The 20,074-nt window shown below is 72.9% G+C and carries 19 protein-coding genes; 8 read left to right on the top strand and 11 right to left on the bottom strand.

Annotation, left to right across the window (positions count from 1 at the left end):
- From ABZ749_RS02500 to rimP, 4 genes are all read right to left on the bottom strand, one after another.
- Positions 1-1,716 (bottom strand): translation initiation factor IF-2 N-terminal domain-containing protein (locus ABZ749_RS02500; protein ID WP_357222022.1); only part of this gene is annotated, 1,716 nt, incomplete at its 3' end.
- 93 nt (positions 1,717-1,809) lie between these two features.
- Positions 1,810-2,142 (bottom strand): YlxR family protein, encoded by a 333-nt coding sequence (locus tag ABZ749_RS02495; RefSeq protein WP_357222020.1) that lies wholly within the window; start codon positions 2,140-2,142, stop codon positions 1,810-1,812.
- A gap of 16 nt (positions 2,143-2,158) precedes the next feature.
- Positions 2,159-3,202, bottom strand: coding sequence for a transcription termination factor NusA (gene nusA, locus ABZ749_RS02490; protein ID WP_357222018.1), 1,044 nt, complete (start codon positions 3,200-3,202; stop codon positions 2,159-2,161).
- Complete coding sequence (gene rimP / locus ABZ749_RS02485; RefSeq protein WP_357222016.1) at positions 3,199-3,888, bottom strand: ribosome maturation factor RimP; 690 nt, start codon at positions 3,886-3,888, stop codon at positions 3,199-3,201. Before rimP ends, nusA begins: the two co-directional genes overlap by 4 nt.
- 155 nt (positions 3,889-4,043) lie before the next feature.
- Between rimP and ABZ749_RS02480 the strand changes: the two genes are divergently transcribed.
- The 7 genes from ABZ749_RS02480 (at position 4,044) to ABZ749_RS02450 (ending at position 10,623) form a co-directional block, all read left to right on the top strand.
- Complete coding sequence (locus ABZ749_RS02480) at positions 4,044-4,571, top strand: hypothetical protein (protein ID WP_357222014.1); 528 nt, start codon at positions 4,044-4,046, stop codon at positions 4,569-4,571.
- The gene (locus ABZ749_RS02475) at positions 4,568-5,005 is read left to right on the top strand and encodes a ferritin-like domain-containing protein (protein WP_030337610.1); all 438 of its coding nucleotides are present in this window, start codon (positions 4,568-4,570) and stop codon (positions 5,003-5,005) included. The genes ABZ749_RS02480 and ABZ749_RS02475 overlap by 4 nt, the downstream gene beginning before the upstream one ends.
- Before the next feature lie 52 nt (positions 5,006-5,057).
- Positions 5,058-5,660: a PadR family transcriptional regulator gene (locus tag ABZ749_RS02470; RefSeq protein WP_357222012.1), complete on the top strand. Its 603-nt coding sequence runs from the start codon at positions 5,058-5,060 to the stop codon at positions 5,658-5,660.
- Positions 5,657-6,391: an ABC transporter ATP-binding protein gene (locus tag ABZ749_RS02465; protein ID WP_357222010.1), complete on the top strand. Its 735-nt coding sequence runs from the start codon at positions 5,657-5,659 to the stop codon at positions 6,389-6,391. The genes ABZ749_RS02470 and ABZ749_RS02465 overlap by 4 nt, the downstream gene beginning before the upstream one ends.
- Entirely contained in the window at positions 6,388-9,168 is a 2,781-nt protein-coding gene (locus tag ABZ749_RS02460; RefSeq protein ID WP_357222008.1) for an FtsX-like permease family protein, read from the top strand. The genes ABZ749_RS02465 and ABZ749_RS02460 overlap by 4 nt, the downstream gene beginning before the upstream one ends.
- A 74-nt stretch (positions 9,169-9,242) precedes the next feature.
- Positions 9,243-9,743: a nitroreductase/quinone reductase family protein gene (locus ABZ749_RS02455; protein ID WP_357222006.1), complete on the top strand. Its 501-nt coding sequence runs from the start codon at positions 9,243-9,245 to the stop codon at positions 9,741-9,743.
- 151 nt (positions 9,744-9,894) lie between these two features.
- Entirely contained in the window at positions 9,895-10,623 is a 729-nt protein-coding gene (locus ABZ749_RS02450) for a nucleotidyltransferase domain-containing protein (RefSeq protein ID WP_357222004.1), read from the top strand.
- A gap of 6 nt (positions 10,624-10,629) precedes the next feature.
- Here the strand turns inward: ABZ749_RS02450 and ABZ749_RS02445 are convergent, their stop codons facing one another.
- Both ABZ749_RS02445 and map read right to left on the bottom strand, forming a co-directional pair.
- Positions 10,630-11,343, bottom strand: a complete 714-nt coding sequence (locus ABZ749_RS02445; protein WP_091400358.1) for a VIT1/CCC1 transporter family protein — start codon at positions 11,341-11,343, stop codon at positions 10,630-10,632.
- Positions 11,340-12,197, bottom strand: a complete 858-nt coding sequence (map, locus tag ABZ749_RS02440; protein WP_355009578.1) for a type I methionyl aminopeptidase — start codon at positions 12,195-12,197, stop codon at positions 11,340-11,342. The genes ABZ749_RS02445 and map overlap by 4 nt, the downstream gene beginning before the upstream one ends.
- 95 nt (positions 12,198-12,292) lie before the next feature.
- Between map and ABZ749_RS02435 the strand changes: the two genes are divergently transcribed.
- A complete protein-coding gene (locus ABZ749_RS02435) occupies positions 12,293-12,610 on the top strand; it encodes an STAS domain-containing protein (protein WP_357222001.1) in 318 nt (105 codons plus the stop codon).
- Positions 12,611-12,636: 26 nt separating this feature from the next.
- Here the strand turns inward: ABZ749_RS02435 and ABZ749_RS02430 are convergent, their stop codons facing one another.
- The 5 genes from ABZ749_RS02430 to ABZ749_RS02410 form a co-directional block, all read right to left on the bottom strand.
- Positions 12,637-16,302 (bottom strand): SpoIIE family protein phosphatase, encoded by a 3,666-nt coding sequence (locus ABZ749_RS02430; RefSeq protein WP_357221999.1) that lies wholly within the window; start codon positions 16,300-16,302, stop codon positions 12,637-12,639.
- A 194-nt stretch (positions 16,303-16,496) separates the two neighbouring features.
- Entirely contained in the window at positions 16,497-17,048 is a 552-nt protein-coding gene (locus ABZ749_RS02425) for a pyridoxamine 5'-phosphate oxidase family protein (protein ID WP_357199326.1), read from the bottom strand.
- Positions 17,049-17,095: 47 nt separating this feature from the next.
- Positions 17,096-17,845, bottom strand: a complete 750-nt coding sequence (locus ABZ749_RS02420) for a gamma-glutamyl-gamma-aminobutyrate hydrolase family protein (protein WP_357221996.1) — start codon at positions 17,843-17,845, stop codon at positions 17,096-17,098.
- Positions 17,842-18,609 (bottom strand): 3-oxoacyl-ACP reductase, encoded by a 768-nt coding sequence (locus ABZ749_RS02415; protein WP_355009583.1) that lies wholly within the window; start codon positions 18,607-18,609, stop codon positions 17,842-17,844. The genes ABZ749_RS02420 and ABZ749_RS02415 overlap by 4 nt, the downstream gene beginning before the upstream one ends.
- A gap of 5 nt (positions 18,610-18,614) precedes the next feature.
- Positions 18,615-19,970 (bottom strand): aldehyde dehydrogenase family protein, encoded by a 1,356-nt coding sequence (locus tag ABZ749_RS02410; RefSeq protein WP_357221994.1) that lies wholly within the window; start codon positions 19,968-19,970, stop codon positions 18,615-18,617.
- Between the last annotated feature and the right edge of the window lie 104 nt (positions 19,971-20,074).

Raw genomic sequence — 20,074 nt, 5'->3', positions numbered from 1 at the left:
TAGCCCGTACAGCCCGGTCGCGAAGATCGGCACCTCGTGACCCGGGGTGTCGATGAACGTGACCGCCCGGTCCTCGCCCTCGTGCGGGACGTGGACCTGGTACGCACCGATGTGCTGGGTGATGCCACCCGCCTCACCGGCCACGACGTTCGCCTTACGGATGGCGTCGAGCAGCTTGGTCTTACCGTGGTCGACGTGACCCATGACGGTCACCACCGGCGCACGGCTGACCAGACGCTCCTCGGCCACCTCCGCGTCGAGGTCGATGTTGAACTGCGCGAGCAGCTCGCGGTCCTCGTCCTCCGGACTGACGATCTGGATGTCGAAGCCCAGGTGCTCACCCAGCAGGTGCAGGGTGTCGTCAGAACAGGACTGGGTCGCGGTCACCATCTCGCCCAGGTTGAACATCTCCTGGACCAGCGAACCCGGGTTGGCGTTGATCTTGTCGGCGAAGTCCGACAGCGAGGCGCCACGGGAGAGCCGGACGACCTGACCCTGACCCCGGGGAGCACCCGAGCTCATGGTCGGAGCCGACAGGTTGTCGAACTCCTGTCTGCGCTGCTTCTTGGACTTGCGACCGCGCGTCGGCCGACCACCCGGACGCCCGAAGGCACCCGCGGCGCCGCCGCCACGGCCACGACCGCCCGCACCCGGACGACCGCCGCCACCGGCCGGACCACCCGGACGGAAACCGCCACCGGGAGCACCGCCACCGCCGCCGGGACCGCCACGGTAGCCACCGCCACCGCCGGCACCCGCGCCGCCACCAGGGCCGCCACGGTAACCGCCACCGCCACCGGCGCCACCGCCGGGACCGCCACGGAAACCACCGCCACCGCCACCGGGACGACCGGCGCCACCGCCACCGGGGCGACCAGCGCCACCGGGGCCGGGACGACCAGCAGCCGGGCGCTGGCTCGGCATGGACGCCGGGCTGGGCCGCGGCGGCATGGAGTTCGGGCTCGGCCGCGGCGGCATGCCCGCCGGGGTGTTGGGCCGAGGGCCACCCGCACCGGCGGCCGGGGGCCGCTGCTGCTGGCCACCCTGGATGCCGAACGGGTTGTTACCGGCGCCACGCGCCGGCGGACGACCGCCGGGGCGGGCACCCGGACCCGGAGCCGGCGTGCTCGGACGAGCTGCCGGGGAACCGGGACGGGGCGGCATCGCCGCGGGACCGGGCCGAGGGCCGGGACGGTTACCGCCGTCGGCCGGAGGCTCCCGGCGAACGGGGTTGTCCCGCTGCTGCTGGCGGGCGGCCTGCGCGGCCTTGACCGCGGCCTCCTGCTCAGCCTTCAGCGCGGCGGCACGCGCCTCCGCGGCCGCCACCTCGATGTCGTGGGCACTCGCCGGCTTGGCGACCGGGGTCGCCGACTGCGGGGCACCGGGAACCGGACCCTTGGGCTTGGGACCGGGTGCCGGCGCGGCCGGCCGCCGAGGCGGCATCGGCTTGGCCGAGACCCGGGGCGCGCCCGGGGCCGGGGTTGGCGTCGGGGTCGGGTTTGAAGCCGGCGTCGACGCGGGCGCCGACGGGGCGGCCGGAGCCGGGGCTCCGGCGGACGCGACGAATGCGTTACGCAGCCGCCGGGCGACGGGCGCCTCGACGGTGCTGGACGCGGACTTCACGAACTCGCCCATTTCCTTCAACTTGGCGAGAACGGTCTTACTCTCGACCCCGAGCTCTTTTGCAAGCTCGTGAACGCGGGCCTTGCCTGCCACTGCACTCCTCACTCCGAGGTCGTGCGGGCAGCACCCGCAGCGACCTCACTCGTGCACTTGAAGCCTGGTCATTTCAGGGACTTCATCGTGTGCTCATGTCGGTCGTCCTACCCTGCTAGCGACCCTCGCCCGGTCGGGCTGACCGGACGTAGTGGTTGGCGCATCGACGTGCTCCGCCAGCGCACTGTGGTCGAGGACCTCGGTGCTGCGCAGCGCACGCCCGAAGGCGCGGCGCCGCACCGCCAGCGCGAAGCAGGCCGGATCCGGGTGCATGTTCGCTCCCCGACCCGGCAGCCTGCGGCGCGGATCAGGCCGGAGGCTGTGACCAGCCTCGTCCCTGACCGCGACGACCCGCAGCAATTCGCTGGCCGGCGCGCGTTTCCGGCAACCCACACAGGTGCGCTCCGGTTGCACGCGTCGTACCACTGGAGGAAGTCTACCCCTAGCTGCCCGAGATCGCGCCGCCCGGCTCCCGCACGTGATCAGTTACCCCACGCGCTGCCGGTGCGGTCTGCTCCGCGTCGGAACGAATGTCGATCCGCCAACCGGTCAATCGGGCCGCGAGTCGGGCATTCTGCCCCTCCCGACCGATGGCGAGCGAGAGCTGGAAGTCGGGAACTGTCACCCGGGCGGCCCGGTTGGCCAGGTCGACCACCTCGACCCGCAACGCCTTGGCCGGCGACAACGCGTTGCCGACGAAGGTGCCCGGGTCGTCCGACCAGTCGATGATGTCGATCTTCTCACCGTGCAGCTCGCTCATCACGGCACGCACCCGCTGACCCATCGGGCCGATGCAGGCGCCCTTGGCGTTCACCCCGGGGGTGGTGGAGCGAACGGCGATCTTCGTGCGATGGCCCGCCTCACGGGCGATCGCACCGATCTCGACGGTGCCGTCGGCGATCTCCGGCACCTCCAGCGCGAAGAGCTTCTTGACCAGAGCCGGGTGCGACCGGGACAGGGTGATCTGCGGCCCGCGCATGCCCTTTGCCACGTGCACCACGACGCAGCGGACCCGCTCGCCGTGCGCGTACCGCTCGCCGGGCACCTGCTCGGACTGCGGCAGCACGCCCTCCAGCTTGCCCAGGTCGACGCTGACGATGCCCTTCTCGGTACGCGTCTCGTGCGCCTGCACCACGCCGGTGACCAGGTCGCCCTCACGGCCGACGTACTCACCGAAGTGCACCTCGTCGGTGGCCTCCCGCAACCGCTGGAGGATCACCTGCTTGGCGGTCATGGCGGCGATCCGGCCGAAGTCGTGCGGGGTGTCGTCCCACTCCCGCACCAGGCTGCCGTCGGCATCCATCTCCTGGGCGTACACCAGGGCGGCGCCCGACCTGCGGTCGATCTCCACCCGGGCGTACGGTTCGGCCCCGTCGGTGTGCCGGTAGGCGGTCAGCAACGCGGTCTCGATCGCCGCGAGAATCGTGTCGAACGGGATCTCCCGCTCGCGCTCGAGTGCGCGCAGCGCCGCGAGGTCGATGTTCACCTCTCCTCGTCCTCCACATCATCTTCGTCGTCGATGTCGTCTGAATCGTCGAACTCGTCGGAATCGTCCGCGTCGTCGAACTCGTCCTCCGGCTCACCGAGCTCGGCGAGCCGGGTGAACTCGACCTGCACACGACCGGGGCCCAGCTGGGCGTACGCCCAGGCGGCGCGGCCGTCGTCGGTCTCCAGGTGCACGCCCTCGTCGTCGGCCGCGACCACCCGGCCGGTCAGTTGACGGTCACCAGCGGGCTGTTCGCCGCGTTGGCCGGGCAGCGTGGCCGCGCCCCGGGCGGTGACCTTCACCAGTCGGCCCACGTTGCGCCGCCAGTGACGGGGCAGGGTGAGCGGCCGGTCGACGCCGGGCGAGCTGACTTCCAGTTGGTACTCGCCGGCGACGATGTCGCCGCCGGTTTCCTCGGCGGCGTCCAGCGCGGCCGAGACCTTGCGGGAGACGTCCGCGACGGCGTCCAGGTCGATCCCGCCGTCGGTGTCCACCATCACGCGCACCACGTGCCGGCGGCCGGCCCGGGAGACCGACAGGTCCTCCAGGTCGTAGCCGGCGTCGTTGACCACTGGCTCGATCACGGCCCGCAGTCGGTCCCGCCGCGCGGCGAGGTCACCGCCGCGGGGGCCCGCAGCACCGCGGGGCTGACCCGTCGGCCTGGTGGCACGGCCACGCTGCGTCATCTCCGCACCCTCTCCCTGGTCGACGGGGACCGGTGTTCCCGCCATGCCGGCACGCCACCGGAGTGGACACGCCGGTGGTTGCGCAGAGCGTAACGCGCCTGCCGGGCGGCGGACCGGGCGGCGCACCGACGCCGGTGACCCCCGGAGCGGCACGGATGGTGTTGACTTGTCCGGTGGGGATCGGCAGAACGACACAGCGCGACCAAGCATCCGGACATTCCCGGCGAAAGCTCCTGAGCGCGGGGGCGCTGCTGGTGCTCGGCGGTGCCGTGACGCCGCTGACCGGCTGTGATCTTTTCGACCGCGACGACCAACCGGCCCCACCGCCCGACCCGCTGCGGCCGATGGTGGACGAGTCACTCGCGCTGGCCGCCGCGTACCGGGCGACCGCGACCGCCCACCCCGAGCTCGCCGACCGGCTCAACCCGATCGCCGAGACGCACACCGCGCACGCCACCGAGCTGGCCCGGGTGATCGGCGTGACAGTGCCGTCGGCGGCCCCCGCCACGCCGAGCACCGCCCCGGCCGCCGATCCGAACGGCGCGCGCGCCGCCCTGCGGGCACTGGAGAAGACCGCCCAGCAGTCCGCCGCCGCCGCCTGCGCCGCTGCGCCCGCGGAGCGGGCGGCGCTGCTCGGGTCGATAGTCGCCGCCCGGGCAACCCACCAGGAGGCACTCAAGTGAGGCAGCCGTCCGCCGGGGAGGCACTCGCCTCCGCCCTGTCCGCCGAGTACGCGGCCATCTACGCCTACGGACGGATCGGTGTCCGGCTCAGCGGAGCTGCGCGGGACGCGGCACGCCAGGCGGAGGCCGCGCATCGACGGCGGCGCGACGCGCTGGTCGTGCAGCTCACCACGGCCGGCGGCGTCGTCCCACCGGACCGCGCCGGGTACGCCCTGCCGTTCCCGGTCACCGACCGGGCCAGCGCCCTGCGGCTCGCCGCCGAGGTGGAGGAGCGCACGGCCGCGCACTGGCGGGCTGCCCTGGCATCCACCACCGGCGCCGACCGGGACCAGGCGTTGGCCGCCCTGGTCGAGTACGCCGTGCGGGCCACCCGGTGGCGGAAGACGGCCGGGCTGACCCCGCTGACTGTCCCGTTTCCCGGCCGACCGACCTGAACCCGTCCACTCCGGTTGCGGTACGCATACCAGGTATGCATACTCCGTTGCCATGTCCATCCGTCACGGGTTGCTCGCCCTGCTCGAACGCGGCCAGATGTACGGGTACCAGCTGCGCGCCGCGTTCGAGGAGTCGACCGGCTCGACCTGGCCGCTGAACATCGGGCAGGTCTACACCACGTTGTCCCGGCTGGAACGGGACGGTCTGGTGCGCCCGCTGCCGGAGAGCGAGGGCGGGCAGCGCCCGTACGAGATCACCGACGCTGGCCGGGCGGACCTGGCGCTGTGGTTCGCCACCCCGATCAGTCGTAACGACCGCCCCCGTGACGAACTGGCGATCAAACTGGCGCTGGCGCTGACCACCCCGGGGGTCGACGTCCGGTCGGTGGTGCAGGCCCAACGCAGCGCGACGATGCGGGCCCTTCAGGAGTTGACCCGGTTGAAATACGGCAGCAACCGGCCGGAGGACCTTCCCTGGCGCCTCGTGCTGGACTCGATGGTGTTCCAGGCCGAGGCCGAGGTGCGCTGGCTGGACCACTGCGAGACCAGTCTGGTCCGGCACCAACCCAGCGGCCCGGCGCCTCCCGCTACCCGACCCGATGACGTCGACGCGCGGGACGCGGCTCGATGGGCCGGCGAGGAGGCAAGACGGTGAGCGGATCGGACGACGCGGTGCTGGAGCTACGCGCCGTCCACCGCACCCACGGTGCCGGGCCGGCGGCGGTGCACGCGCTGCGCGGCGTCAGCCTGGTCGTCCGGCCCGGCGAGCTGGTCGCCGTGATGGGACCGTCCGGCTCCGGCAAATCGACACTGCTGGCTCTCGCCGGTGGGTTGGACCGTCCGACCGGCGGCGAGGTCCGGGTCGAGGGGCAACCGCTGGGGGCCCTGGACCGCCGCGGGCTGGCCCAGCTGCGCCGCCGTCGGATCGGCTACATCTTCCAGCAGCTCAACCTGCTGGGCAGTCTGAGCGCGCTGGAGAACGTGGCGCTCCCGTTGGAACTCGACGGGACCAGCGGACGTCGGGCCCGCGCACTGGCCCTGGCCGCGCTCACCGAGGTGGGGCTGCCCGCGTTGGGGGACCGTTTCCCGGACCAGCTCTCCGGCGGGCAGCAGCAGCGGGTGGCCATCGCCCGCGCGCTGGTGGGCGACCGTCGGCTGGTCCTCGCCGACGAGCCCACCGGGGCGTTGGACTCCCAGACCGGTGAGGCGGTGCTGCACCTGCTGCGCCGTCGGATCGACGCGGGCGCCGCCGGGGTGCTGGTCACCCACGAGGCGCGGCACGCTGGCTGGGCGGACCGGGTGGTGTTCCTCCGCGACGGCGTGCTGGTCGACACGACGGCACCGCTGGGCAGTGTCGAGCAACTGCTGTCCGGCAGCGACCGGTGACCGTTCGCCGTCCGATGCGGGCCCTCGGTCGGGCCGGCACCGCGACGCCGCGGCCGGTCGCGCCGCCCGCCCCGGTCGGCCGGAGGCGGTTCGCCGAGCTGACCGGCTCCTGGCGGGCCGCGCTGCGAATCGCCCGGCGGGAGTCACGCCGGTCCCGGCGGCGGACGGCCCTGGTGCTCGCGATGATCGCCCTGCCGGTGGCGGCGCTCGCCTTCCTGGCGGCGAGCTACGACATGGCCGAGCTGACCCCACAGGAACGCGTCGACCGCCGGCTCGGCGTGGCCGACGCGGAGTTGCAGTGGATCGCCAGCAGCCCGGTGCGGCAGGACGACTGGGGTGAGGCATGGTCCACCCAGGACGGCGAGCCCCCCGCGCGGGTCACCGCCGCCCAGATGACCACCCTGCTGGGGCCGGGCAGCCGGGTCACCGAGCTTCGTCCCCGCGTCCCGCTGACACTGCGCGGCCCGCGCCGCGACGAGGCCGTGGCCGGGCGGGCGCTGGACCTCACCGACCCGTTGGCCCGAGGGCTGGTGCGGTTCCGGGCCGGCCGGGCACCACAGCAGGCCGGTGAGGTAGCCGTCAGTCCGGTGGCGCTGCGCCGCCTGGGCCTGCGCCTCGGCCACGCCGTGGCCACCGCCGACGGAAGCAGGGCGTACACAGTCGTGGGGGTGGTCGAATTTCCCGACGACCTCGGGCCGGTCGTGGCGCTGCACCCGGGGGCCGTGCAGGCGACCGGCCCGGAGCCGGACAGCGTCTGGCTGGCGGACCTGCCCGGAGCAGTGGACGCCGCGCTGGTGTCCCGGCTCAACGAGCGGGGGGTGGTGGTCACCGCCCGAAGCCCGGTCGGCTCGGGGACCACAGCGGACCGGACGTGGTTCGGTGCGATCAGGCAGAGCGGCGCCAACGACCTGAGCACCGGCGTCCTCATCGCGGGCCTCGGGCTTCTGGAGGTCGTCCTGCTGGTCGGGCCGGCCTTCGCCGTCGGCGTCCGTCGTCGACGGCGGGATCTGGCGCTGGTCGCGGTGGCGGGCGGGGACGCCGCCCAGCTTCGCCGGGTCGTGCTGGCCGACGGTGTGGTGTTGGGCGTGCTGGGGGCCGCCGCCGGCCTGCTGGTCGGCGTCAGCGCGGCGTTCGCCGGTCGCCCGCTGATGGAGCAGTACGTCTTCAGCGCCCGTTTCGGCGGCTACCGCTGCTGGCCGAGCGCGCTGGCCCTGCTCGGTGGCGTCGCGGTGCTGGCCGGGGTGCTCGCCGCGCTGGCACCGGCCTGGACCGCCGCCCGGCAGGACGTCAGCGCCGGGCTCGCCGGACGACGCACCCCGGCGAAATCCCCGGGCCGGTGGTTGGTTCTCGGACTGGCACTGGTGGTCGGCGGGGCGGGGCTGGCGGCGTTCGGAGCCACCCAGACTTCCCCGGCGGTGGTTCTCACCGGGCTGATCCTCGGCGAGTTGGGCCTGGTCTGCTGCACGCCCACGCTGCTCGGGGCGCTCGCCCGCCTCGGCCGGGTGCTGCCGCTGGCGCCACGGATCGCACTGCGCGATGCCAGCCGCAACCGGGCCGCCGCGGCACCCGCCATCTGCGCCGTGATGGCCGCCGTCGCCAGCAGTGTCGCCCTCGGCGGCTACCTGGCCAGCGACGGCACCCGCGACGCGCGCGCCTACCGGCCGGCGCTGCCGACCGGTCACATGCTGGTGCACGCCAACCGGCCGGACGGCCAGCCCACCCTGGCGCAGGTCGCCGACGCGGCCCGGGACCAGTTGGGGGTCGACGCGGTCGCCACGGTGTACGAGCCCAACTGCGACCCGACGGGTGCCCGTTACTGCGACGTGGCACCCGTCCTCCCGCCGAGCCGAGCCTGTCCGTTTCAGCCCGGCGACAGTCTTCCCGCCGCACACCGCCAGCAGGCGCGGGCCGACCCACGCTGCCAGATCCGCGAGGCCGACTCCTACGGCGGCTACGTCCTGCCCGGGGTGGACGACGGCTTCGCGCTGCCACTTCTCACCGGCGCGGACCCGGCGACGACCGCCGCCGCCACGGCGGTGCTGCATGCCGGTGGCGTGGTGGTGACCGACCCGCGCTACCTGCACGACGGCCTGGTGACCGTCCGCGTCTTCAGCACGGACGGGAAAACGGACACTCCGGCCACCGTCGTCCGCGACCTGCCGGGGTACGCGCTGCCCCAGGCGTCGGGCTCCTCCCGCCTGCTGTTGTCCACCCACGCGGCCCGACAACTCGACATGAGCTGGTTCCCGGCTGGCTGGGTGGTCGGCACCCCGACCCCGCCGGACGAGGAGCAACAGGCGCGGTTCTCCGCCGCGCTGCGTTCCTTCGGGACGTTCTCGCTGAACGTCGAGTACGGCGGCGCCCCACGCGACGTCTCACCGGTGCTCCTGCTGCTCGCGGCGGCGGCCGGGCTGATCACCGTGGGGGCGGCGGGGATCGCCACCGCGCTCGCCGCCGCCGAGGGACGCGCCGAACTGACCACCCTCGCGGCCGTCGGCGCGGCCCCAGCGGTACGCCGGCTGCTGGCGATCTGCCAGGCCGGGGTCATCGCCGGTATCGGTTCGGTGCTCGGCATCGTGGCCGGGCTCGGCACCGCCGCGATCGTGCTGGTCTCGGTGAACCGGCAGTACGCCAGTGACTGGCCGATATCCGATCCGTACCCCTTTCTGGTGCCGTGGCCCGCGCTCGGGGTCCTGGTGCTGGTGCCGGTGGTGGCGATGCTCGGGGCGGGCCTGTTCACCCGGGCCCGACTGCCCATCGAACGGCGGCTGGACTGACCGGTCCGCCGGGCAGCCGAAAGTGGACCGCGTGGGGGTGCCGCCGGGGCCGGGCAGCCGGCAGACTGACCGGCGTGTCAGTGCTCAGGAATGTCGTCCGTCGAGTCGGTCATCATCGCTGGTTCGGCGCCACCGCGCGCCTGCTGGTTCCGGCCGACCGGATGGTTGGTCGACTCACCCGGGGTAGGGTGGTCGCGCTCGGCCTGCTTCCCTCCCTGCTCATCACCACAACGGGTCGCCGCTCCGGCAAGCCCCGCAGCAATCCGCTGCTCTACGTGCCCGACGGCGACGCGTACGTGGTGATCGGCTCCAACTGGGGGCAGACCCACCACCCCGGCTGGGCGATGAACCTGCTCGCCGATCCTGCCGCCGAGGTGGACGTGAAGGGCCGGCGGGTCGCGGTGCGGGCCCAGCGGGCCTCCGGCGCCGAACGGGACCGGTTGTGGCAGCTGTTGGTCAGCGCGTGGCCCGCGTACCACACGTACGTGCAGCGGGCCGGTGGCCGGGAGATCCACATCTTCCGGCTGGCCCCGATCGGGCGCGGCGCGCCCGAAGCGCCGCCGCCGGCTGGCTAGGCTGACGCTCGGTAGTTGAGGCGAGGTGGTTCCGTGAGCGCGAGGAGTGAGCCGGGGTTGCGAGCTCCGCAGCCGCGAACAGAGCTGAGCCCGTGAGCGCGAGGAGTGAGCCGGGGTTGCGAGCCCCGCAGCCGCGAACAGAGCTGGTCCGGTGAGTGAGCGGGCCGGTGTCGACCGGGGCCTCGACGATCGACGGTGGACGGTCGCGGAGCGGGTCGCCGAGGCGATCCGGCGGCGGTTCCCGGCCGACGCGCTCGCGATCGCGGTACACGGGCCGCTGGCGCACGGGGACGACGACGGCGGCGGGGACCGCGAGGCCGGATTGCTGGTGGTCACCTATCGGCCCGGGACCGGCCCGTCGCCGGCCACCCGGCGGGTCGACGGGGTGCTCGTCGACCTGACCGTGGCCGCCGCCGAGGACTACCTGGCCCAGGCGCGGGTGCTCTCACCGCTCTGGCCGCTGACCGCCGACCGGTACGTCACCACGCAGGCGTTGCACGATCCGACGGGCTGGTTGCGCACGCTGCGCGACGAGCACCTCGGCCGGCTGGCCCGGGCCCGACCGGCGGAGTTCAGCACCGCGGCCCGCCAGGCGTGGTACAGGGGCAGCGCGGCGCACTCCCGCGCGGCCCGGCTGGCCGAGTGGTACGAGACCGATCAGGCTCTGCTGATGCTCGCCGAGGCCCGGCTGGCGGCGGCGACGGTGACCGGTCTGCTGAGTCGCACCTACTTCCGGGACCCGGGGGACGCGGTGCGGCGCACCGGGTTGGCCGGGGCGGACATGACCGAGGTGGGTGTGGTGCTGGCCCGGCAGGCCGAGGAGCTGGCCGCTCGTGGTCGTGCGGTCGACGGCACGATAGACGAGCTGCTCAGCACCTGAGGCGCGTCACAGCCCGCCCGGTACGCCGATCAGCGAGCCGATCAGGTAGGTGGCGCCGGCCGCCGCGGCGCCCAGCAGCAGCTGGCGCAGCCCGCTGGTCCACCAGGGACGGTGGGTGAAGCGGGCCACCACGGCACCGGCGGCGAACAGCCCGAGCCCGCCGACGGCGAGCGCCAGCCACAGTTCGGTGGCGCCGAGCAGGTACGGCAGCAGCGGGACCAGCGCGCCGATCGAGAAGAACAGGAACGACGAGATCGCCGCGGCCCACGGGCTGGGCTGGTCGTCGGGGTCGACGCCCAGCTCCTCGCGGACGTGCACCCGCAGCGCCTCCTCCGGGTCGCGCCGCACCGCCTCGGCCACCTGGGTGGCGAGGTCCCGGGGCAGGCCCCGGGCCACCCACGCGTCGGCCAGTTCCCGGGCCTCCGCCTCGGGGTGCCGTTCCAGTTCCCGTCGTTCCTTGGCCACCTCGGCGGCGACCTGCTCGTTGGCGGAGCGCACGCTGGTGTACTCGCCGAGGCCCATCGAGATCGCACCGGCGACGAGGCCGGCGCTGCCGGTGAGCACGATGCTGCGAGGCGACACCCCACCGCCGCCGACGCCGGCGATCAGGGCGATGTTGGTGACGAGGCCGTCCATCGCGCCGAACACGGCCGGGCGCAGCCAGCCGCCGGAGACGTCCGCGTGGTGCGCCTCGCGCAGCGCCGCTGGGGTGTCGGTCACGGCAGGGTCAGGATCTCGTGGCCGTCGTCGGTCACCACGATGGTGTGCTCGAACTGCGCCGTCCACTTCCGGTCCTTGGTGACCACTGTCCACCCGTCGTCCCACATGTCGTACTGGTAGGTGCCGAGGGTGATCATCGGCTCGATGGTGAACGTCATGCCGGGTTCCATGATGTCGGTGGGGCGCGGGCTGTCGTAGTGCGGCACGTACAGGCCGCTGTGGAAGGCCTCACCGATGCCGTGGCCGGTGAAGTCGCGCACCACGCCGTAACCGAACCGCTTGGCGTACGACTCGATGACGCGTCCCACCACGTTGATCTGGCGTCCCGGGGCGACGGCGCGGATGCCGCGCATCATCGCCTCGTGGGTCCGCTCGACCAGCAGCCGGGCCTCTTCGCTGACCTCGCCGACGCAGAAGGTGGCGTCGGTGTCACCGTGCACCCCACCGATGTACGCGGTCACGTCGACGTTGATGATGTCGCCGTCGTGCAGGACCGTGGTGTCCGGGATGCCATGGCAGATGACCTCGTTGAGGCTGGTGCAGCAGGACTTAGGGAAGCCCTTGTAGCCCAGCGTCGACGGGTACGCGCCATGGTCGCAGAGGAACTCGTGCACCACCTTGTCGATCTCGTCGGTGGTCACGCCGGGTTTGCAGTGCTCGCCGGCGAGCTGGGTCGCCTGGGCGGCGAGCCGGCTGGCGATCCGCATCTTCTCGATGGTCTCCGGCGTCTGCACGTGCGAGCCACGCCACTCCCGCGGACGCGTCTTGCCCACGTACTCCGGTCGGGCGATCTGGGACGGCACCGGTCGCATCGGGGAGAGCGTGCCTGGTGTCAGCGGCGGGCGGACGGTCATGCCGCAAGCCTATCGCCGGGGCCGCTGGTGACCCGCGCCACGGCCGCCCGGTGGAGGTTGTTGCCCTGCCAGGGTGGCTGTGCCATGGTGTCAGCGTGGATCAAGGGGGAGCACCACCCGTCTTCTCCGCCAGCGCAGAGATCGACGGTGACCACCTCCACGTCGTGGTGGCCGGCGAGGTCGACATGGCGACCGCGGACACGATGCTCCAGACCGCGCTGCGCGAGCCCGCCGCCGGGAAGATCACTCTCGACCTGAGTGCGGTGACCTTCTTCGACTCGGCCGCCATCCATGCCCTGGTCCGGCTCGCCCAGGAGTTTTCGGGGCGGCTCAGCGTCCGCCCGTCCCGGCAGGTCCGTCGGGTGCTGGAGATCTCCGGCCTCGGCGAACAGGGCTGGCTCGACCCGGCCTAGGCAACCGGCCGCCGCCGAGCGCGCGGTCAGTCCTGCAACTGCCGGCGCAGCGTCACCTCGGTGCCCTCGGCGGTACGCCGTACCGACAGTTCACCCAGCGCTCTGATCAGGTCCAGGCCGCGGCCCCGGAAGCCGGAGCCGGTCGACTCCCGCCACTGCCCGCTGTCGCGCACGGTGGCCGTCACCGTCCGACCGTCGATGGCCACCTCCACACTGATCATGGCCTCGGCGGGGTGGACCGGGTGCTCGATGGCGTTGGCGGCGGCCTCGGAGACGGCAACCGTCAGGTCGAACCTGTCGGTCTCGCCGACGGAGTGCGCGACGAGGAAATCCTCCAGCCGCTTGCGGAGCACGCTGAGCCGGGTCGGGTCCGCCGGTAGCCGCAGCGCGAAGCGGTTCAGCTCCGCCGCCTCCAGGGCGAGAACCGCCACGTCGTCGCGGCGCGGCCGCCCGGTGACCCGTTCGACCACCGCGTCGATCAGGTCCACCACGTGCTCGCTCGGGGTGGCCGCGTCGATGCGCAACTGGGCCAGTGCGGCATCGATGCCGAGCTGACGGTCCTCGACCAGCCCGTCGGTGTAGAGCAGCAGTCGAGTGCCGGCCGGCAACTCGCCCTCCACCGACTCGTACGTCGCGTCGGGGAGCGCGCCGACAGGTGGGCCGAGCGCCCGGTCGTGCAGGAACGCCACGTCGCCTCCGGTGATCAACAGTGGGGACGGGTGACCGGCGCTCGCGTAACGCAGCCGCCCGGTGCCGGGGTTGAACAGCAGGCAGACCACCGTCGCGAAGGAGCGGGCCTCGGTGGAGCCGACCAGCCGGTTGAGCCGGGTCAGCGACTCACCCGGGTCGAAGCCCTCCAGGACGTACGCCCGCAGCGCGTTGCGCAGCTGCCCCATCGCCGCGGCGGCCCGGACGCCCTTACCGACCACATCGCCGATGACCAGCACCAGCTCGTCGCCGTTGAGCGCGATCGCGTCGTACCAGTCGCCACCGACCTCGACGTCGGCGCTGCCGGGCAGGTAGCGGCTGGCGATCACCGCGCCGGGCAGTTGGGGCAGCGACCGGGGCAGCAGGCTGTGCTGCAGGGTGGTGGCGATGCGGTGTTCGGCTTCGTAGAGCTGGGCGTTCTCCAGTCGCACCCCGACGAGCCGGGCCAGCTCGGTCAACGCGGCGTCGTCGGCCTGCGCCTCGTCGCCGGCTGCCCGCCAGACCCGCAGCTCACCGAGCTGCTTGCCGGCGGTGCCGGTCAGCTCGGCCACGAACGACGGGTCGGCGGCGGTGGTGCCTCCGCCGTCCGCCTCGAAGCGCGCCTCGGCCGCGGAGACGACCACCCGGGCCGCTTCGGCGAGGCTCAACGCGTGCCGGGCGGCGACCTGGAGCACGTCGGCTGTGGATCGGGCGGAGTTCACCGCCACCGCCGCGTCGGCCAGCGCGCGGAGCCGGCGGATGATCTGCCCGCGCAGCTGGCCCAGCTCGACGTTGGCCCGGACCCGGGCGACCAGTTCCTGCGCGGAGAACGGCTTGGTGAGGTAGTCGTCAGCGCCGACGGCGAGACCGGCGACCTCCTCCGCGGAGCCGGCGCGGGCGGAGAGCAGCACGATCGGGACATGCCGGGTGCGCGGGTCCGCGCGCAGCGCGCTCACCAGCCCGAACCCGTCCAGCCGGGGCATCATCACGTCGGTGAGCACCAGGTCGAACCCGCCCTCGCGGGCCAGCGGCAGGGCTTCGAGCCCGTCGTTCGCGGTGACCACGTCCCAGGTCGGGGAGAGCAGTCGGCTGACGTGCTCCTGCAGGTCGGCGTTGTCGTCGACGACCAGGATCCGGCCGGCCGAGACGCCCTCCGACGGCCAATGGTCGAGTTCCGGTGTCGACGCGACGCCGGCCCACAGCGCGGTCTCCGCCACGAAGAGCCGGGCCTGCTGGGGCTCACCCACCGGCAGCGGGTCGAACGCCGCCACCTGGTCCGCCGGCAGGTGCGCCGAGCCGAACGGAACGGTCACCGTGAAGGTGCTGCCCACGTCGATCTGGCTCGTCAACCCGACCTCGCCGCCGTGCATCTCGACCAGTTCCCGGACCAGCGCGAGGCCGATGCCGGTGCCTTCGTGGGTACGTGCCCGCGCCCCGGGAACCCGGTGGAACCGTTCGAAGACGTGCGGCAGCTCGTCCGTCACGATCCCGATGCCGATGCCGGTGTCCGTCACCTCCAGCCGGGCCGCGCCCTCCACGGCCCGGACCCGCACCCGGATCTCGCCGTCGAAGGTGAACTTGACAGCGTTCGACACCAGGTTGAGGACGACCTTCTCCCACATGTCCCGGTCGACGTGGACCGGCATCGGCAGCGGCGGACAGTCCACCACCAGTCGCAACCCGGCCCGGTCGGTGGCCGAGCGGAAGGTGCTGGCCAGCCGGGCGGTGTAATCGGCGAGGTCGGTGGGCTGGTAGCGGGCGGCGAGCCGACCGGACTCCAGCCGGGAGAAGTCCAGCACCGTGTTGACCAGCTTGAGCAGGCGCAGCGCGTTGCGGTGCATCATGGTGAGCCGGTCGGTGTCGGTGGGGGGCAGCGCCGGATCGGCCAGCATGTCCTCCAGCGGGCCGAGCACCAGGGTCAGTGGCGTGCGGAACTCGTGGCTGACGTTGGCGAAGAAGTTGGTCTTCGCCCGGTCCAGCGCTGCCAGCTCGGCGGCGCGGGCCCGTTCCTGCTCGTACGCCCGCTGGGTGCCGACCGCCCGGGAGATCTGGGCGGCGACCAGGTCGAGGAAGTCGCGGTAGTCGTCGCCGAGCGGCAACTGGCGGGCCACGCCGACGACCAGCGCGCCGACCGTCTGGTTGGTCGCCGTGAGCGGCAACACGAGAGCCTGGTCTGCGGCGTCGACCGGCAGCGCGTCGAGCAGCGCGGTGACCTCGATCGTGGCAGGCGCGTCATCGGCGCTGAGCCGGGCCAACACCTGCGCCGTGACATCGGCGGCGGGCGGGGTGGTGCCGGTACAACCGGCCAGGGTGAGCTGGTCGCTCTCGTCTGCCAGATAGATCAGGGCGAACGGCACGTCGGCCTCGTGCCGGCCGAGCACCTCGGCGGCGGTCCGGCCCAGCTCCGTGGCGTTGCCGATGTCGCTCAGCTCGGCACCCAGTTCGGCCAGCGCGCGCAGGCGACGCTCGCCGAGCACCCGCCCGGTGGTCTCGCTGACGATGCAGTAGACGCCACTGACCGAGCCGTCGTCACCGCGGATCGGGTCGTACGAGACGTTGAAGTAGGTCTGCTCGACGAAGCCGTACCGGTCCAGCAGAAAAGGGTGGTCCTCGCCCCGGTAGGAGCGGCCGGTGCTCCGGACGTTGTCGAGCAGGGGGCCGAGCACCGCCCAGGTCTCCGCCCAGTTCGCGCGGGCCGGTCGGCCGATCACGTCCGGGTGTTTGCCGCCGATGGTCGGCCGGTAGGCGTCGTTGTAGAAGGCCAACTGCTCGTCGCCCCAGAACATGACGATCGCCGCGCTGGAGGCGAGCATCATCCCGACCGCGTTGGAGAGCGCCGGGGGCCACTGACCGGGCCCGCCCAGGGGGCCGGAGGACCAGTCGAAGGAGGCCAACCGCTCGCCCATCTCGCCGCCGGCCGCGAACGCGGCCGCCAGCATCGGCGGGGTCTCGCGACCGGACAGGGCCGGATGCCCGATGTCCGCGCCCCCCTGGGCCGAGCTCATGCAGCCTCCCCGCCCCGGCCGTACCCCTCGACCGTTGATCTTCACCCGCTGTGCCTCGACTTGTACCCCAGCGGACCAGCAACGTAACGCATTACGGGCGATGGACGCTGGTTACGTACGCCTGGGCCGTCGGGCACCGGACAGTGCGGGTGGTTGACGGTGTCGAACGGCGGCGGCAGAAGCGCTCTGACGAGTCAGAAGACCGGCAGTCCGTCGATGCTTGCCGCATTTTTGGTGGCCCGGTAGACGACCAGATCATCGGCGCTGCGGCGGGAGTGTGAGGTGAGCAACAGATCGCGTTCCGCCCGGAAGTCCATGAGAGGCACCGCGTATCCGCAGGAGTCACTGACCCGCTCCACCTCGACGGTGATGACCGCCCGGACGGCGTGCACATCCGGCGGTGCGGGAAACTCGGCGAGCCGATCGGCGAAGGCGTCTTCGGTGACCGCGACGCTGCTGCCCCGACCATGCAACCGGACGATCTTCGGCGGGCCGTCGAAGGCACAGAACATCAGCGTGATCCGGCCGTTGTCCCGCAGGTGGGCGATGGTCTCCGCCCCACTGCCGTGATAGTCGAGGTAGGCCACCCGGTGCGGGCCGAGGATCACGAAGGTGCCCCGCATGCCCTTCGGTGACACGTTGACGTGCCCCTCGACCCCGGACGGAGCGGTCGCCACGAAGAAGAGCGGTTGGGCCACGATGAAGTCACGCAGTCGAGAGTCGATCTCCGGATAGACCTTGCCCATGCGTCGATCCTCCCACCGGCGCCATCGACGGGCGGGGGCGATCTCAGTCACACCCGCCGGCCGGCGGCCCGCACCAACGCCGGGATCGGGGCGGGATCCGACTCGTTCTCCGGATGCCACTGCACCCCGAGCACGAACGGCAGTGCCGGGTCCTCCACCGCCTCGACCACACCGTCCCCCGCCCAACCGGCCACCGTGAGCCGGCCCGGATCGGCTACCGCCTGGTGGTGGTACGAGTTGACCTGGTCGACCCCGGCCAGCACCGACGCGGCCAGGCTCCCCGGCGCGAACCGCACCGCGTGCGCGCCGTACACCCCCGGTGCCGGGCGGTGCGCCTCGTGACCCACCACGTCGGGCAGGTGCTGGTGCAGGGTGCCGCCGTACGCCACCGCCAGCAACTGCATCCCCCGACACACGCCCAGCACCGGCACCTCGGCGGCGAGCGCGGCGGCCAGCAGTGTCAACTCGCCGGCGTCCCGGTCCGGCCGGTCCTCGGTACGGGGGTCGGGCGGGTGGCCGTACCGCCCCGGGCCGACGTCCGCACCACCGGCCAACAGCAGCCCGTCGAGGACAGCCACCACGTCGGCGTCCACGTCGTCCGGCGGCAGCACCACCGCCCGGCCACCCGCGGCCGCCACCGCCCGCGTGTACGCCTCCGGCACCAGCACCGCCCGCACACCCCGCCAGACGGCCCAGTCGGCGGGTTCGACGTACGCGCTGACCCCGATCAGCGGGCGTCGGGCTGGCCGGGTTCGCGACTGCGGGGCTCGCAGAGCCGGCTCACTCCCCGCGCTCACAGCGGCGTGACGTAGGCGCCCGTGATGCCGCCGTCGACCACGAACTGCGCGGCGGTCATGAACGAGGCGTCGTCGCTGGCCAGGAACGCCACCGCGGCGGCGATCTCCTCCGGTTGCCCGAAGCGTCCCATCGGCACGTGCACCAGCCGGCGGGCCGCGCGCTCCGGATCGGCGGCGAAGAGCTCCAGCAGCAACGGGGTGGCCACCGGGCCGGGACAGAGGGCGTTGACCCGGATGCCCTCACGGGCGAACTGCACACCCAACTCCCGGGTCATCGCCAGCACCCCGCCCTTGCTCGCGGTGTACGCGATCTGCGACGTGGCCGCACCCATCAACGCCACGAACGAGGCCGTGTTGATGATCGAGCCCTTGCCCTGCCGCCGCATGTGCGGGATGGCGTACTTGCAGCACAGGTAGACGCTCGTGGTGTTGACCCGCAGCACCCGCTCCCACGCGTCCAGGCCGGTGTCCAGGATGGAGTCGTCGTCGGGCGGCGAGATGCCGGCGTTGTTGAACGCGATGTCCACCCGGCCGTGCCGGTCGGCAACCCCGTCGAACAGGTCGCGCACCGCCGACTCGTCGGCCACGTCGGTGGCCACGAACTCGCCGCCGCACTCCTCGGCGGCCTTCGTACCGGCGGCCACGTCGATGTCCACGCAGACCACCCTGGCCCCCTCGGCGGCGAACCGCCGTACGGTGGCCAACCCGATCCCGCTGCCCGCTCCGGTGACCACGGCCACCCGGTCCTGCAACCGACCCTGCACTGGCGTCACTCCTCCGTCGCGATGAACACGTTCTTGACGTCCGTGAAGGAAAGCAGCGCGTCCGGGCCCAGCTCACGGCCGAGCCCGGAGCGCTTCATCCCGCCGAACGGGGTCCAGTAGCGCACCGAGGAGTGCGAGTTGACGCTGAGGTTGCCCGCGTCGACGGCGCGGGCCAGGCGCAGGGCCCGACCCACGTCCCGGGTCCAGACCGAGCCGGAGAGCCCGTACTCGGTGTCGTTGGCGAGCCGGATCGCGTCCGCCTCGTCGTCGAACGGCAGCACCGAGACCACCGGGCCGAAGATCTCCTCCCGCCAGTGCCGGTCGGCCGGTGAGTCGGCCAGCAGCACGGTTGGCGCGTGCCAGAACCCGGGGCCGTCCGGGCAGGAGCCCGTGAAGGCGATCTTCGCCCCGTCGAGGTAGCCGGCGACCCGGTCCCGTTGGGCGGCGGAGATCAGCGGGCCCATCTCGGCGGTGTCGCGGGACGGATCCTCGACGCGGACCGCGCGGACCGCCGGTTCGAGCAGTTCCAGGAACCTGTCGTACACCGAACGCTGGACCAGGATCCGCGACCGTGCGCAGCAGTCCTGGCCGGCGTTGTCGAAGACCGCGCCCGGCGCGGTCGCAGCGGCGCGCTCCAGGTCGGCGTCGGCGAACACGATGTTCGCGCTCTTGCCGCCCAGCTCCAGGGTGAGTCGCTTCACCTGGGCGGCGCAGCCGGCCATGATCCGGGTGCCGACCTCGGTGGAGCCGGTGAAGCAGATCTTGCGGACCGCCGGGTGGGTGACGAACCGCTCCCCCACCACCGAGCCCTCGCCAGGGACGACGGTGAAGACGCCGTCGGGCAGGCCGGCCTCGCGGGCCAGCTCGGCCAGACGCAGCGCGGTGAGCGGGGTCAACTCGGCGGGCTTGAGCACCACTGTGTTGCCGGCGGCGAGCGCCGGGGCGAACCCCCAGGCGGCGATCGGCATCGGGAAGTTCCAGGGCACGATCACGCCGACCACACCGAGTGGCTCGTGGAAGGTGACGTCCAACCCGCCGGGTACCGGGATCTGCCGCCCGCTCAACCGCTCGGGCGCGCCGGCGTAGTAGTCCAGGACGTCACGGACGTTGCCCGCCTCCCACCGGGCGTTGCCGACGGTGTGCCCGGAGTTGCGTACCTCCAGCACTGCCAACTCGTCCAGATGCGCGTCGACCACGGCGGCGAACCGCCGCAGCAACCGCGCCCGGTCCCCCGCCCCCACCTGCCGCCAGCCAGCACATGCGGCGCTCGCCCGCGCAATAGCCAGGTCCACGTCCTCCACAGAGGCCGCCGCAACTTCCCGAAACCCGACCCCGGAAGCCGGATCCACCAGAACCGTCACACACCCCACCCCTCGTCATCCCAGTCGATCATGGAGTTGTGGTGCCCCCCAAAAGCCGCCCCAGAGGGCCTTCCGCCCACCACAAGTCCATGATCGACGCGGTG

The organism is Micromonospora sp. NPDC047753, from assembly GCF_040642735.1.
GTDB lineage: Bacteria > Actinomycetota > Actinomycetes > Mycobacteriales > Micromonosporaceae > Micromonospora.
Note: the sequence above shows the minus strand (reverse complement) of the source record. Positions and strands in the feature narration are given on the sequence as shown.